General features: G+C 71.4%; 13 protein-coding genes and 1 tRNA gene. 8 read left to right on the top strand and 6 right to left on the bottom strand.

What is annotated here, in order from left to right; genetic code table 11:
- Window positions 1–141 precede the first annotated feature (141 nt).
- Window positions 142–1,722, bottom strand: a complete 1,581-nt coding sequence (locus EV375_RS09085; protein ID WP_130299000.1) for an NsdA family TPR-like regulatory protein — start codon at window positions 1,720–1,722, stop codon at window positions 142–144.
- A gap of 179 nt (window positions 1,723–1,901) precedes the next feature.
- Between EV375_RS09085 and EV375_RS09080 the strand changes: the two genes are divergently transcribed.
- A complete protein-coding gene (locus EV375_RS09080; protein ID WP_130298999.1) occupies window positions 1,902–2,288 on the top strand; it encodes a hypothetical protein in 387 nt (128 codons plus the stop codon).
- A 48-nt stretch (window positions 2,289–2,336) separates the two neighbouring features.
- The gene (locus EV375_RS09075) at window positions 2,337–3,326 is read left to right on the top strand and encodes a fused MFS/spermidine synthase (RefSeq protein ID WP_130298998.1); all 990 of its coding nucleotides are present in this window, start codon (window positions 2,337–2,339) and stop codon (window positions 3,324–3,326) included.
- A gap of 144 nt (window positions 3,327–3,470) precedes the next feature.
- Here the strand turns inward: EV375_RS09075 and EV375_RS09070 are convergent, their stop codons facing one another.
- Window positions 3,471–4,019 (bottom strand): hypothetical protein, encoded by a 549-nt coding sequence (locus EV375_RS09070; protein ID WP_130298997.1) that lies wholly within the window; start codon window positions 4,017–4,019, stop codon window positions 3,471–3,473.
- A 59-nt stretch (window positions 4,020–4,078) separates the two neighbouring features.
- On the opposite strand from EV375_RS09070, the gene EV375_RS09065 reads away from it, so the two are divergent.
- The 5 genes from EV375_RS09065 (at window position 4,079) to EV375_RS09045 (ending at window position 10,252) form a co-directional block, all read left to right on the top strand.
- Window positions 4,079–4,795 carry a response regulator transcription factor gene (locus tag EV375_RS09065; protein WP_130298996.1) on the top strand — a complete coding sequence of 239 codons (717 nt, stop codon included), beginning with the start codon at window positions 4,079–4,081 and terminating at the stop codon, window positions 4,793–4,795.
- 16 nt (window positions 4,796–4,811) lie between these two features.
- Window positions 4,812–6,290: a sensor histidine kinase gene (locus tag EV375_RS09060; RefSeq protein WP_130298995.1), complete on the top strand. Its 1,479-nt coding sequence runs from the start codon at window positions 4,812–4,814 to the stop codon at window positions 6,288–6,290.
- 494 nt (window positions 6,291–6,784) lie between these two features.
- Window positions 6,785–7,840, top strand: a complete 1,056-nt coding sequence (locus tag EV375_RS09055) for a chitinase (protein WP_130298994.1) — start codon at window positions 6,785–6,787, stop codon at window positions 7,838–7,840.
- Window positions 7,841–8,169: 329 nt separating this feature from the next.
- Window positions 8,170–9,372 (top strand): IS110 family RNA-guided transposase, encoded by a 1,203-nt coding sequence (locus tag EV375_RS09050; RefSeq protein WP_130298721.1) that lies wholly within the window; start codon window positions 8,170–8,172, stop codon window positions 9,370–9,372.
- A gap of 316 nt (window positions 9,373–9,688) precedes the next feature.
- Window positions 9,689–10,252: a M23 family metallopeptidase gene (locus EV375_RS09045; RefSeq protein ID WP_486588372.1), complete on the top strand. Its 564-nt coding sequence runs from the start codon at window positions 9,689–9,691 to the stop codon at window positions 10,250–10,252.
- A 118-nt stretch (window positions 10,253–10,370) separates the two neighbouring features.
- Here EV375_RS09045 and EV375_RS29355 read toward each other — a convergent pair whose 3' ends face one another.
- Complete coding sequence (locus EV375_RS29355) at window positions 10,371–11,159, bottom strand: DUF6069 family protein (protein ID WP_207228034.1); 789 nt, start codon at window positions 11,157–11,159, stop codon at window positions 10,371–10,373.
- 543 nt (window positions 11,160–11,702) lie between these two features.
- On the opposite strand from EV375_RS29355, the gene EV375_RS09035 reads away from it, so the two are divergent.
- Window positions 11,703–12,134 carry an excalibur calcium-binding domain-containing protein gene (locus EV375_RS09035; protein WP_130298992.1) on the top strand — a complete coding sequence of 144 codons (432 nt, stop codon included), beginning with the start codon at window positions 11,703–11,705 and terminating at the stop codon, window positions 12,132–12,134.
- A 334-nt stretch (window positions 12,135–12,468) separates the two neighbouring features.
- On the opposite strand, the gene EV375_RS09030 is transcribed toward EV375_RS09035, so the two are convergent.
- The 3 genes from EV375_RS09030 to EV375_RS09020 form a co-directional block, all read right to left on the bottom strand.
- A tRNA-His gene (locus EV375_RS09030) sits at window positions 12,469–12,541 on the bottom strand.
- Between the two features lie 133 nt (window positions 12,542–12,674).
- Entirely contained in the window at window positions 12,675–13,280 is a 606-nt protein-coding gene (gene orn / locus EV375_RS09025; protein WP_130298991.1) for an oligoribonuclease, read from the bottom strand.
- A 24-nt stretch (window positions 13,281–13,304) separates the two neighbouring features.
- On the bottom strand, window positions 13,305–14,648 hold the full coding sequence (locus tag EV375_RS09020; RefSeq protein WP_130298990.1) for a helix-turn-helix domain-containing protein: 1,344 nt from the start codon (window positions 14,646–14,648) through the stop codon (window positions 13,305–13,307).
- Window positions 14,649–15,037 lie beyond the last annotated feature (389 nt).

The raw sequence follows: 15,037 nt of genomic DNA, 5'->3' as shown, positions 1-15,037 counted from the left end.
TCCGCGCCCGCTGCTGCTGTCAGAGCTCGCCAGGCCCTGCCAGCCGCTCCCGCCATGCGATGCCGGACGGGGCGCCCCCACCTGACATGCGAGTGCGGGCCTGACAGTGACTGACAGCCCTGCCATGTCGGCACGTTGCTGTCATGCCGTACGGGGCCGGGGCACCGACCGGCTCTGCTGTGCCAGGAACGCGTCGACGGCGCTGTTCCCCGCGTACGGGCGCAGCCTCCGGGCGGCTGTGCCGAGCATCCCGCGGATGCGTGAGGACTGAACGTCGCCGAGCAGGGCGAGCGCCTTCCCGCCGGCCTCCGCTGCCTCGTCGGGACGCCTCAACGCGGCCAGGTCGCTCGCCAGTTCGGCGGTGAAGAGGGCCCTGTTGCGCATGAAGTGCGGGTCCTGGAGCGCCACTGCGCGTCCGGCGTGCGCGGCGGCGCGCTCCCAGTCGTGCAGCGCCGACCAGCACTGCGCCTCCAGGCCCGCCAGTTCGGCCTCGCCGAAGAAGCTCATCCACGCCGGGTCGGGGTCGGAAGGGCCGCGATCGAAGAGGGCGTGCGCCCTGGCCAGCGCCTCCTGACAGGCGGTCCGGTCGCCGAGTCCGGCCCAGCCGCCCGCCTCGCGCAGGCTGAGCAGTGACAACAGCCGTGCGGATCCGAGGTGTTTGGCCGCCTGCTGCCCCGCCTGTGCCGCCCGTACGGCTTCACGCGGGCGGTCGGAGTCGCGGGCGAGGAAGGCGGTGTTGCAGAAGGCGTGGGCCTCCAGCGCCGGGTCGCCGGCGACCCGGGCCGTGGCGAGCGCCTCGGCGTAGTGCGAACGGGCGTCGCCGAAGCGCTCGGAGTCGTGGGCGAGCCAGCCCACGGAGATGGCGAGTTCACCCGCACCGTTGTGCAGGCGGTCGGTGACGGACTGGCGGCTGGGGGTGCCCGAGTCGAGGAGTTCGTACGCGCTGCGCAGAGAGTCGCCGGCTCGCTGGTAGAGGGCGTCGGCGCCGTGCCGGTCGTCCAGCAGCCGGATGCGCCGTACCGCTTGTTCCAGCGCTTCCGCCTCGGTCTCGCCGATGCGCCGGTGGGCGTGTGCGGACTGGGCGCGGCCCTCCGCTGCCGTGGCCACGGCGCCCAGCGGCGGCATGGCGGTCAGGGCGGCTGCCGGGCCGCCGATCATGAACGCGCGACGTAGCACGTCGCTCTCCTCGTGGATCTCGGAACAGTCTGAACAGATCGTGCAGGTCAGGGAGTTGAGGCCCGGTGCGGTCCAGGCGTCGGAATCGTCACCCGCCTGACCGTTACTGCTGGGATTGATGAGGTCATTGGGGTTTATGTGATTGCTGAGCTCTCTGGGGCTGCTGTGATGACCGATGAGCGTACGGGATTCCGTGTGACGCGACGTCAGGTACGGCGGCGATTTGTCACCTCCGTAAGCCTGTTGGGGGGCCCGGGCGGCGCGGCCCCGTACGGCCTCGCGGGCGGAGAAGCCCATGTCGGTGAGCGAGCGGCCCGGGAACATGTGCAGGAAGACCCGCTCGTAGGCATAGTTGGGGCATCGGATCTCGCCGGCCTCCACTCGTCCGATGTAGCGGGCGTCGCAGGCGACGTGCTCACCGATCTCGCGCGCGGCCCGTCGTACGGCAGCCGCGAACTCGGCAGGCGACAGTGTGCCGCGCAACTGCCGGAAGGCGGTGTTGGGCGCGCGGTGCGGACCCTGCGACGCGGAAGAGGACGACGCCATGGCCGGAAGGTACCGGCTGTGACAGCGTCGGCACACAGGGTTCCGCTACAAAACGGATATCTCACCCATCATCTGCCATGAAGTGCCATCCTTTGTGGCACGGTCTGCCGTAGCCGTTGACGGCCGCGGGCGTTGAACTCTGCATGACCATTGCGGAGGAGCTCGGAGGAGGGGTCCCTATGGACACCGGCCCGGGAGCCGGCACCGTTTCCTGCGGTGTGCCCTGCGACCTGGTGACAGTCCCCGCCCGTCAGGGCCTGGAGGCCGTGGACATCCTGCGGCTGCGGGACGGTCTCGGCCCGGTTCTGCTGTGCGACGGGGAGGGGGCCACCGTCGGGTTCCTCGTGCCGCCGGGCACCGCCGCCTGCTGGGATCTGCCGGGCAGCTCCTGCACCCAGACCCCCGGGCGGCCGCGAACGGTCGCGCACGAACCGCAACTCGCCGGAACGGGCTGGCTGGTGCCCCCTGAGTGGGCGTTCGGAGTGGCCACCGACGCGTCGCTGCTGCGGGCGGCGCTGGGAGAGGCCGCCCGCACCATCGAGGCCGTCGACCGCTGCGAGCAGTGAGGCACGGTCCCCGCTGAGCTGCGGTGACGATCCGGCGATACTGGACGTGTGGGCAAGGGCGGACAGCGACGGAGCGGCGGCGCGAAGAGCGACCGCGGACGAGGCGGCGGCAGCGCCGGAAGCGGCGCGGGTGCCGGCGGCGGGCGTGGCAGAGGCCGCCGGGCGCGCGAGACACAGACCGCGCGGGTCGGCGGCGGCACCGCGGAACTCGTTCCGGACCCCGAACGCGCGCACGGCTGGTCGCTGTTGATCGAGGGCGCACCGCAGTCCTACGTAGACCTGGACGACCCCGCACACCTCGATTTCGAGTACCAGCGCCGCCTGGGTCACGTCATCGACCTCGCCGCACCTCCCGGGCGTCCGATGCAGGTCCTCCACCTGGGAGGCGGCGCCCTCACCCTCGCCCGCTACGTCGCGGCCACCCGGCCCCGGTCCACGCAGCAGGTCGTCGAGAGCGACACGGCGCTGGTCGACTGGATTCGCACCGCGCTGCCCCTGGAGCGCGGGTGGCGCATACGCATACGCGGCGGGGACGCCCGCGAGGCGCTGGGCAGATTCCCCGAGCACTGGGCCGACCTCGTCATCGCCGACGTCTTCGCCGGCGCACGCACGCCCGCGCATCTCACGAGCACCGAGTTCCTGTACGAGGTGCGGCGCGTGCTGAGTGGCGGCGGGCTGTACGCCGCGAACATCGCGGACGGGCCGGGAGGCGGCGACGGCGGCCCGGCGCCCGGACGGAAGCGCCGCCCGCTGGAGCACCTGCGTTCCCAAGTCGCCACCGTGCGCGAGGTGTTCGCCTGTGCGGCCCTCACCGCCGACCCCTCGGTGCTCCGCGGGAAACGCTTCGGCAACGCCGTACTCCTCGCCGGCGACCGGGAGTTGCCCGTCGCCGAACTGACGCGGCGCTCCGCGGGTGACCCGCATCCGGGGCGTGTGCAGTCCGGGGACGCCCTGGCCCTGTTCGCCGGCGGCGCCGCCCCCGTCACGGACGCGACCGCGGCGCCCTCGCCTGTCCCGCCGGACGACGTGTTCCGGTGACGGGAGCGGGGCGGCCCCGACCGGCGCGCGGCGGTGTCTGCCTGTCGGTTCCCCGGCAGGTCCGCGGGCTGGCTGGTCCGCGGTCGGTCCGCCGCCTGTTCCGCGTGCTCGGTCCCGTCCGTCGGCCCGTCCGCTGTGCGCGGGTCAGCCGTTGTCGTACGACTCGATGCGGGGCGGCCCGCCGTCCCACCGGCAGAAGACCGAGGAGGACTGCCCGTCCTTCGTGAAGGTCACCCGGATCCAGGTGGTGTCCTTCCAGACCTGCGTGTCCCAGCCGTCGTTGGGAGTCGCCGAGACCAGCGTCGCGTAGTCCTCACGCATGTCGAAGACGGCCCGGCCGCCCGCGACGCTGGCACCCCCCACCCTCCCCGAGTACGAGGGGGCGGGGCTGGAGGGTTCGGAGGGCGGCCTCGTCGTACGCTCGCCGCCGCCGGGAGCGGGCTCCGAAGCGCTCGGTCGCTGCGTCTTCGGCGGTGACGGCCTGGACTTCGAGGGCGTGGGCGTCGGTTCGGGTTCGTGCGGAGAGGGCCCGGGGCCGGTGGTGGACGCCGAACCGTCAGCGATGGGCAGCGACCGCGGCGGATCGTATTCCGTGCCGGCCAGGACCGTGTGCACTCCGAACCAGGAAAGGGTCACTGCCGCGCTCGTGGCCAGGGCCCAGGCTGCCGCGTGCACAAGTCCTCGTCGTCCCATCCCTGTCACCATAGCTGCAACCCGCTCACCCGGGTCCCGGTATGGACTAACGTGCGCCCATGGCCCGTGTGCTCGTGGTCGAGGACGACCAGTTCGTACGCTCCGCCCTCATCCGGCACCTAAAGCACGCCTCGCACGTGGTGCGCAGCGTCGGTACGGCGCTGGAGGCGCTGCGCGAAGTCGCCCAGTACGGATTCGACGTCGTGATACTGGACTTGGGCCTCCCGGACCTGGACGGCGCTGAGGCGCTGAAGATGCTGCGAGGCATCACGGACGTGCCGGTGATCATCGCCACGGCCCGCGACAACGAGAGCGAGATCGTCCGGCTGCTCAACGACGGAGCCGACGACTACCTGGTCAAACCCTTCTCCGTGGAGCATCTTTCGGCCCGCATGGCCGCTGTGCTGCGCCGCTCGCGGGGCGGCGCCAACGGGGGAGGAGGCCAAGGCACCGTCACGGAGCGGGTGTTGAGGGTGGGCGGCCTCGCCATAGATCCCCTGCGGCGGCAGGCGGAGCTGGACGGGGCGCTGCTGGACCTGACGCGGCGGGAGTTCGACCTGCTGGCCTTCCTCGCGGGCAGGCCGGGCGTGGTCGTCGCCCGCAAGGAGCTGCTCGCCGAGGTGTGGCAGCAGGCATACGGGGACGACCAGACCATCGACGTCCACCTCTCCTGGCTGCGCCGCAAGTTGGGCGAGACTGCCGCCCGGCCCCGCTATCTGCACACCATCCGCGGCGTCGGCGTGAAGCTGGAGGCGCCGCAGCAGGCGCGGCCATGAGAAGGGAAATACGGGCATGAGATGGGCACTTGTGAAGGTGTGCCTCGCCGTGACAGTCATGGTGGTGATCGCCTTCGCCGTGCCCCTGGGGCTCGTGGTGAAGGAGACCGCGCGGGACCGGGCATTCTCCAACGCGGAGCGGCAGGCCGCCACGGTCGGCCCGGTACTGGCGATCACGACCGACCGGCAGCAGCTGGAGAAGGCAGTCGTCAGCACGGAAGCCGGCGGTGAAGGCCGTCTCGCCGTGCATGTGCCGCAGGCCTCCGGCTCGTCGTCGGCGTCATCCGGGCCGTCGGGGTCCGCGAGCTCTCGGGCCGGGCGCGGGTCCGGGGCCGAAGCGGCCGTCGAGGTGGGCCGGCAGCGCGCCACGAACGAGCAGCTGGCGACCGCCCGCCGCCAGGGCCGCGCCTCCACGGTCAAGGTGGCGGGCGGCTACACGCTGCTGCGGCCCACGGCCGTCGCCAGCGGCGAGTTCGCCGTCGTCGAGGTGTTCATCCCGAACGACGAGGTGACCCACAACGTCACCACCTCCTGGCTCATCCTCGCGGGCGTCGGCATCGCGCTCATCCTCGGCTCGGTGGCCGTCGCCGACCGGCTCGGGACGCTGATGGTGCGGCCGGCGGGGCGCCTGGCGGCCGCGGCGCACTCCCTGGGGGAGGGCAAGCTGGGCGTGCGGGTACCGGAGGACGGGCCGAGCGAACTGCGTTCCGCAGCCGTCGCGTTCAACGCCATGGCGGACCAGGTCGTACAACTCCTCGCCAACGAGAGGGAGCTGGCGGCCGACCTGTCGCACCGGCTGCGCACGCCGCTGACCGTGCTGCGCCTCAACGCCGCCTCCCTCGGCGACGGCGACGCCGCCGAACACACGCGTGAAGCCGTCGCCAAGCTGGAGAGCGAGGTCGACCACATCATCAGCACGGCTCGCGAACAGCGCGAGCAGCGGGCGCAGACGACGGGCAACATGGAGGCCTCGGCCTGCGACGCGGCGGAAGTGATACGTGAGCGCATGTCGTTCTGGTCGGCCCTCGCCGAGGACGAGGGCCGCGAGGCAAGGCTGGCGGGCGTCGACCGTCCGGTCCGTGTGCCCGTCGCCCGGGCCGAACTCGCCGCGGCGCTCGACGCGATGCTCGGCAACGTCTTCCGGCACACGCCGGTGGGCACGTCGTTCTCCGTTGACGTTCACCACGGTGGCCCCGCGAGCAACTCGGTGATCGTGCTCGTCTCCGACGCCGGCCCCGGCATAGCCGACCCGCACGCCGCGCTCCGGCGTGGCCACGGCGACGGCAAGCCCGGGTCGACAGGGCTCGGCCTGGACATCGTGCGGAGGGTCGCGGAGTCGACGGGCGGCGATGTGCGCATCGGCCCGTCCGTGCTCGGCGGCACCGAGATACGGGTCTGGCTGACGCTGGACGGCGGCGAGGCGGAGCGCCGCGGGCGCGGTCGCCGGCGCTCCGAACGTGAGCGCCGCTCACGCCTTCCGTTGCGCCGAGCCTGAGGGCCCCACGGCGCGCTCGACGGTGCGCGTTGCTTGCTGCCGCACGGTGCGCGGTGCTTGGCGCCGCACGGTGCGCGGCGCACGGGCCCGTCGCACCGCATGCGAACTCGGCGCCGGTGGCCCTCCGTTGACCGCGCTGCCCGGTGGTGGCCGCCACCACCTGTTCGTCCCCGCCTTCGCCACCGCCTTTCATCCCCCCTGTTCATCCCGGCTGATGTCCGGGGACGCCCGATTCGCTGTGCGCGGCACGACGTCCTCGTGCGCGGCGGCCCCTGGGCGCGGCCTTCCGCAGGGTGTCTCGTGCCCGCTCGTGCCCGCAGACTCACCGCCGCGTGAGGGCCGCCGGGCCTTTCCCTAACCGGACCATTCCCGCCCCTTAAGCGCGGCCTAAGTTATTCAACTCCCGTCCGTAACAAGGGAATTGTCCGACTCGGCACGGCTAGCTTGCTACTCGTCGGCACCACCACCCCCCACCCTGACGAGGCACCCCCACGATGACGAACAACCCTGAGGCACAGACCCCTCGCACCAGCCGGAAAGTGAAGCTCGCCGCGGCCGTCGCAGCCGCTGCCGCCGTCGCCGGCTCGGCCTTCGCGTTCGCCGGGAACGCGAGCGCCGGCGAGGAGCACCAGGCCGGCGGAAACAAGGCGAAGCCCTCGGCGGCCGGTGGTTTCGCGCCGTACGTCGACACCTCGCTCCAGCCCTCCTTCGACCTCGTCAAGAGCTCGGAGAAGACGGGTGTGAAGGAGTTCAACCTGGCCTTCATCACCTCCGGCGGCGGCTGCACCCCCAAGTGGGGCGGCACCGAGGACATCGGTTCCAACGCCGTGGCGAAGCAGATCGAGGACTTCCGTGCCAAGGGCGGAGACGTGCGGGTCTCCTTCGGCGGTGCGGCCGGTTCCGAACTGGGCCTTGTGTGCGGCTCCGCAGATGAACTGGCCGACGCGTACGGCAAGGTCATCGAGGCGTTCGCCCTGAAGAAGGCCGACTTCGACATCGAGGGGGCGGCGCTCCCCGACACCGGGGCCAACACCCGGCGCGCCCAGGCGATCGCCCAACTCCAGAAAAAGCACAAGGACTTGGACGTCTCCTTCACTCTGCCCGTGCTCCCCGAAGGGCTGACGCAGGACGGCACCGGCCTGCTCGAGAACGCCAAGAAGAACGGCGTGAAGGTCTCGGCGGTCAACATCATGGCCATGGACTACGGGCCGTCCTACGACGGCGACATGGGCAAGTACGCCATCGACGCCGCCACCGCCACGCAGAAGCAGATCAAGTCGGCGCTGGGCATCGACGACGACGCCGAGGCGTGGAAGACCGTCGCCGTCACACCGATGATCGGCGTCAACGACGTCAACGTCGAGATCTTCAAGCCGGACGACGCGGCCGAAGTGAAGAAGTTCGCGGACGAGAAGAACCTGGGCTGGCTGTCGATGTGGTCGGCCACCAGGGACAAGGCATGCCCCGGAGGCCCCAAGGACCAGGCGGACCCGACCTGTTCGAGCATCGAGCAGGGCGCGGACGCCTTTGCCGAGGCCTTCACCGGCTGACGTCCCAGACGCCGGTCGCCCCCGGTGGCCGGCCCCCGGACCAGGGTGGGGCGCAGCTCCTTCCCCCCCGTTATCTTCTTCGCGGTCCTGCAAGAGGGCCGTTGGCCTCCGGGCCCGGCATGACTGTTGCCCCCTGTCGATTCCATGACCTGGGGGGTGGTGTCACCGGGCCCGAGGGGTGCCGTCGGAGACGCTGATAAGAGGTCCGACCACCGCCCGGCCGAGCGCAATGCCCGGCCAACCTTCGGGCGGCAGGTCTGCATAACGTGGATGCGCGCGTGCGGCCCCAACGCCGAGGCCGGCATGCCATCGACACACGTGGGGGCACAGTGACCGACATCAGCAACGTGGACGTCTTCCTCGGCCTGGACGTCGGCAAGAGCGCCCACCACGGCCACGGGCTGACCCCGACCGGGAAGAAGGTCTTCGACAAACTGCTTCCGAACAGCGAACCGAAACTGCGGGCCGTCTTCGACAAACTCCGCGAGAAGTTCGGCACCGTCTTGGTAGTCGTGGACCAGCCCGCCTCGATCGGCGCCCTGCCCTTGGCAGTCGCCCGGGACGCCGGCTGCGAAGTTGCCTACTTGCCCGGACTGGCGATGCGCCGGATCGCCGACCTCTACCCGGGCGAGGCCAAAACCGACGCGAAAGACGCCACGGTCATCGCCGATGCCGCCCGCACCATGCCCCACACCCTCCGCACCCTGGAGCTGACGGACGAGATCACTGCCGAGCTGACCGTGCTCGTCGGCTTCGACCAGGACCTGGCCGCCGAGGCCACCCGCACCTCCAACCGCATCCGCGGCCTGCTCACCCAGTTCCACCCCAGCCTGGAACGGGTCCTGGGCCCACGCCTGGACCACCCAGCGGTCACCTGGCTCCTGGAGCGCTACGGCTCCCCGGCAGCCCTGCGAAAGGCGGGCCGCCGCAGGCTCATTGAGGTCATCCGACCCAGAGCTCCGCGCATGGCCGAACGGCTCATCGACGACGTCTTCGCCGCACTCGACGAACAGACCGTCGTCGTCCCCGGGACCGGCACCCTGGATGTGATCGTGCCCTCGCTGGCCAAGTCCCTCGCAGCCGTCCACGAGCAACGCGGGGCCCTGGAAGCCCAGATCGAGGCCCTGCTGGAGGCCCACCCTCTTTCCACGGTCCTGACGTCGATGCCCGGCGTCGGCGTCAGGACCGCCGCAGTTCTCCTGGTCACCATCGGCGACGGCAGCTCGTTTCCCACCGCCGCCCACCTGGCTTCCTACGCCGGTCTCGCACCGGCGACAAAGTCGTCGGGGACCTCGATCCACGGCGAACACGCCCCCAGAGCCGGCAACCGGCAGCTGAAGCGCGCCATGTTCCTCTCCGCGTTCGCCGCCCTCCACGACCCGGCCTCCCGCAGCTACTACGACAGATGCCGAGCCCGGGGCAAAACCCACACCCAAGCCCTCCTCCGCCTCGCCCGCCACCGCACCAGCGTCATCTTCGCCATGCTCCGCGACAGCACCTTCTACGAACCCCGCACCCCAGCCACCGCTTGACGAAAGACATAGAGGCACCCCCCCACACCCCGCTGCGCCCCACCCTTTCTTCCCCCGGCCCGGCCTCTCCCGGCCCTTCGCCCGCCGCCGAGCACCGAGCCCTTCCGTCACGGGATGCGGGCGAGCCGGCGCTCAGGCGCCCGCCGCGGCGCGGGCAGCTCCCCGCCGCCCCACCCGACCTCGCCCCAAAGGGTGACGGAGAGGCGAGATCGTCACCCCTCCGGACAACTCCCGCGTGCGGGCGCACAGCCGGTGACCTTTGCTGCCAGGTATGACACCTGATACGCGGCGTGAGTCAGGAATCGTCCGGAGAATAGTGACCGGCGGGCTCGCAGCAGCCGTATCCATATGCGGCTTCGCCGGTTCGGCGTCGGTGAACAGCCGGCCCCACGACCTGGCACCGGCGTCCGACGGCGTCGGGCGCAAGGAGGACCCGGGACACAAGCGCCATGAGCTCAGCCGGGCGGCACACTCCTACGCGCGTCCCATAACGAGGGCCGCCCGCATATCCGCACGGTGGGGAGTCCCCGGAGGGTGGGCGGCGGGCCACCACACAGGCGTCGACTTCGCAGCCCCCGTAGGCACCCCCGTGCGGTCCGTCGGCAGCGGCAGGGTGGAACTCGCCGGGGAGGCCGGCGCATACGGCACAGCCGTGATCGTTCACATGAAGGACGGGAAGCACGTCCTCTTCGCACACCTCTCGAAGATCACCGTCCGGCCGGGGCGCGTCGTCCGCGCGAACACCGTGCTCGGTGAATCCGGCAACAGCGGCCGCTCGACCGGCCCTCATCTGCACTTCGAGGTACGCCAGGAACGGGGCTACGGGACCGAGGTGGACCCCGTCAACTACCTGGCCCGGCACGGAGTCCGTATCGCGTAGTCGGCGAGGCGTCCCGTCGGACCAGCATGAGGCCCTCACCGGAGAAGCGTCCCGGTGAGGGCCTTGCCACGCCCCCGATGGCTCGCTGCCCCGGCCACTCGTCGGCCCGGTCACTCCCTCACGGGCGCGTGTGGGGGGTGCCGTTGGCCATGGCGGTTCGCGTGACCGTCGAGAGCAGCGTTCCGATGACGACACCGATCACGAGATAGACGCCCGCCGTGCCCGCCTTCGCGGCCCAGCTCGCATCGGAAGTGAAGGGCAGCAGCATCACGGCCGCGGTGGCCAGCGCGATGATCCACCCGAAGAAGCGCCCCGGCTGCGGCGTCGCGAGCACCAGCAGATTGAGCACGGCGGTGGCCGCGAGCGCGGCGAGCGCCGCACCCAGCGCGAGCTGTCCCGTGGAGGTCAGCTCCATCGTGCTTTCCTGCTCGGGCGCGAAGACGGGGATGTCCAGCACGCCACGTACGAGCAGCAGCGCGACGGCCGACGCGAGGGCGGCCACCAGCGCGACGAGGACGCCTCCCGCCCACAGCCGCACAAAGCTGACGTGACGGCGGCCGCCGGGAGGACGGTCGTGGTCGAAGCCGTTGGTCTGTTTCTCCGGTACGTACGTGCCGGGGTCTCGGTACGGGTCGGGATAGCGGGCTGCAGGACCGTAGTAACCCCCGGTGGGATCGAAGGTCTCGAAAGGGGGGTCCTGTCCGCGGCCGGTGTACGGTCCGGGCTCCGGATCCTGGCCTTCGCGGCCGGGCTGCGCGGACTGCCCGGGCTGCCCGGAGTGGTCGGGCCGGCCGGAGGGTCCGGGCTCGTCGGGCTGCCCCGACGGGCCGGACTGCCCGTCCCGGCGGCGCCGGCCGTGCGGGCTGCGAGGGTCCTGAGGGCCGTTCGGGTCGTGTGGACCTGCCATGGATATCGAGTCCTCTCCCTGGGCCGCACCGGACCGCAGTCCGTTCCCACCAGGCTCGGTCCGCCCCGCGGCCACCGCATCCCCAGCGGCAGCACCGCTCACCCAGGCGGCCGTACCCGGCGCGTCCCGCACGCGCGAATCCGGCCCGCACCGCCGGCCGCTGCTCACGGCACGTGCGAGCGCGCGCGGCTCTCCTCGCACGGCCCGTCTCCGCCGGACATCCGCCGGGACGGAGCTCTCGGCGCCGTCGCGCGGACTCCGGTTCCGCCCGGCGCACGAAACAGGCTCCCGCCCGGGCTCCCAGGTGAGGACCTTGATCAACGAGGGGGTGACCTGCCGCGTGGCGCGCCCTCGAGAAGCGCTGCGGGCGGGAAGGCGCCGACGGTCGTGGATGCCGAAACGTCCGCAGCTGTCAGGGAGTTGAACAGACCTCACCAATTGCTGACATCTCGCAACACATCCGGGATGCCGTACAACCAGTCACCAGGGCGATGAGTCACATCATCGCCACCCCCCGTACACACGAACCACACACGGAGAATCATGAAGATCCGCACATCGGCCACCGTGATCGTCACGGCCGCCGCCCTGGGGATGGCGCTCGCCCCGACCGCCGCTCTCGCACATGACGGCGGGCACCCCTTCAAGAACTGCACCGCCGCCTACGAGGCCGGGTACTCGAACATCGCCAAGGGCGACGAGCACTACGGTAAGCACCTCGACCGCGACGGCGACGGCATCGGCTGCGACAAGCCGCCGGCCGGCTTCGTGCCTGCCGAGGACCGCGACAAGGGCGACGAGTCCGGCACGGGCGCCGAGGATGCGGCGGGCGAGGCGCCCGCCAGGACCGGCGGGGACCTGGCGGAGACCGGCGGCAGCAGTGCCACTCCGTACATCGCCGCCGGGGGCGGGCTGGTGCTCGCGGCGGGTGCGGTGGTGCTCGTCGCCGCGCGCAGGCGCCGCACCGAAAGCTGACCGCAGGCCTCCGGGGCCTTCGTAAGGTCACCGACGTGACCCGGTACGCCGGCTGACGGCGACACAGGCACGGGCGAGGCCCCGTCGCAGGAAGCCGACGGGGCCTCGCCGCATTCGTCACATCCCCGGCCGCCGGGCACCGACGGAGCCCGCACGTCCACCCCTGCTCGCGTCCGCTCGCCGCTCGCCGCTCGCCGCTCGCCGCCCGCCGCCCGCCGCCCGCCGCGGCGGAAGAGGGCGAAGCTCCCGTGATCGGTTCCCGTGGTGTTCCCGAACTCGGCAAAGAGAAAGCCCCTGACCCGAGTTTCCCCAGGTCAGGGGCTTGATCCTGAAGGGTGAATGACGGGACTTGAACCCGCGACATCCTGGACCACAACCAGGTGCTCTACCAGCTGAGCTACATCCACCACGACCGGCTCGCTCTTCCGTCCGGCCGAGAAAGAGTGTACAGGGTGCGCCGGGGTGCTCGCGTACGGGTTCCGGGCGGTGCGACCGTCCCGTGAGACCGCGCGGCGCCCTGCCGCCGACGTGCCGACGGCCTCAGGAGGCGGGCGGCACCACGTACTTGGCCGCGATCTTCTTCGCGCTGTCCGCGTCCGGGCCGGGCGGGGGTACGAAGACCGCCTCCCGGTAGTAGCGCAGCTCCGCGATGGACTCGCGGATGTCCGCGAGGGCGCGGTGGTTGCCGTTCTTGGGCGGGCTGTTGAAGTACGCCCGCGGGTACCAGCGGCGTGCCAGCTCCTTTATGGAGGACACGTCGACGATGCGGTAGTGGAGGTGGGCCTCCAGGTCGGCCATGTCGCGGGCGAGGAAGCCGCGGTCGGTGGCGACCGAGTTGCCGCACAGCGGGGCCCTGCCCGCCTCCGGCGCGTACTTCCGCACGTACTCCAGGACCTGCGCCTCGGCGTCGGCAAGGGTCGTGCCGTCGTCCAGCTCGTCGAGCAGGCCCGAGGCGGTGTGCATCTCACGGACGATCTCCGGCATCGAGGCCAGCGCCTGTGCCGGAGGGCGGATGACGACGTCCACACCCTCACCGAGCACGTTCAGCTCGGAGTCGGTGACCAGAGCGGCCACCTCCACGAGCGCGTCGTCGGACAGCGAGAGGCCCGTCATCTCGCAGTCGATCCACACCATGCGGTCATTCATGCGTTTCACCCTACGTCCCCGCCGTCAGCCACGGCCCCGCTGTCCGGGCACTCTGGGGGCCCAGGCGTCCGATTCGGGCTTGCCAGGCTCCGAGCCCTCCTGCGGGGAGTCGCGGTGAACACGGGGGGCGTCGCGCAGATCGCGTGCCGCATAGGGGTTCGCCGCATGGAGCATGCCGTGATGGCCGCCGCCCGCCGCGTTGCCCACGCCGCCCGGGACCGCCGTGTCGTTCTGATGCGCCGGGGCAGCGCCGCGCCCGCCCCCTTCTCCGCCGCCCGGTCCTCCTTCGTCGCCGCCGTGGCCGCTGCCCCCGTTGCCGCTCTCGGGCCGCCGGATGCGGTAGGCCGCCCGGTACGCGGCCGGCGACGAGCCCAGCTGCCGCCGGAAGTGGCCGCGCAGTGCCACGGGGGAGCGGAAGCCGCAGCGTCCGGCGACCTCGTCGACCGAGTAGTCGGAGGTCTCCAGCAGCCGCTGCGCCTGGAGCACGCGCTGAGTGATCAGCCACTGCAGGGGTGCGCTGCCCGTCAGGGATCGGAAGCGCCGGTCGAAAGTTCGCCGGGACATGTAGGCACGCGCGGCCAGCGTCTCCACGTCGAACTGCTCGTGAAGGTGCTCCAGCGCCCACGCGACGACCTCGGCGAGCGGGTCGGCACCCATCTCCTCGGGTAAAGACCGGTCCAGATGCCGTGAATGGGCTCCGCTCTCGCCGCCGTTGCCGCGACGCGGCGGCACCACGAGCCGCCGGGCGAGGGCACCGGCCGCTTCCGAGCCGTGGTCGGTGCGTACGACGTGCAGGCACAGGTCGATGCCGGCGGCGGTGCCCGCGGAGGTGAGGATGTCGCCGTCGTCGACGAAGAGTTCGCGCGGGTCGACGTGGACGGACGGGTAACGCTTGGCGAGCGTCGGCGCGTACATCCAGTGGGTCGTGGCGGGACGTCCGTCCAGCAGCCCTGCGGCGGCGAGTACGAAGGCCCCGGTGCACAGCCCGACCAGGCGTGCTCCTTCCTCGTGCGCCCTGCGCAGGGCGTCCAGGGCGGCGGCGGGCGGCGGCTGGGTGATCGACCGCCACGCGGGGACGACGACGGTGCCGGCGCGTGAGAGTGCGTCCAGCCCGTAGGGAGCGCTCAGTTGGAGCCCGCCGGTCGTACGCAGCGGCCCGTCCTCCCCCGCACACACCAGAAGCCGATAGCGGGGTACCCCGGCGTCCTGGCGGTCGATGCCGAAGACGGAGAGCGGTATGGAGCTCTCGAAGATGGGACCTCCGCTGAACAGCAGCACCGAAACGATCTCTCGGCGCCGCCGTGCGGCCAGCTTGCGGGTCGTCGCCGGGCCGTTCGTCGAGTCCTGATGGCTCTTTGGAACGCTCACCGGAAGTCAGCCCCCCTCAATCGTCGCGTCCTCTCGGTCCTGCACATTTCCCCCGCGGCGAAAGCCAAGATCGAATCTACTGTGTCGGACGTTGCCGGTGGGACAAGTTCGACACTCGACGCTATGTCGACATGGCAACTTGGCGTGAAGCATTCGATCACGAAGCGTTTCATTTGGTGACGCCACTGGGAAGTGCGCATGCCGTCCCTGCCCCGCCGCCGTAGGAGCCACACGTGCCCGTCGGTCCTTTCCTCGCAGGTGGCGAGGGGTGGTGAAGTTGTCGTCTCAACTGCCGTGGCCAGTAACAAAATTGGCCGAAAAATACGGGGGCCGCGCGTGGGATCCGGACACACCCCAAACGTGCGCCGTCATGCACCGGCGTACGCCGG

The sequence above is a fragment of the Streptomyces sp. CNZ301 genome, from assembly GCF_004217425.1.
Note: the sequence above shows the minus strand (reverse complement) of the source record. Positions and strands in the feature narration are given on the sequence as shown.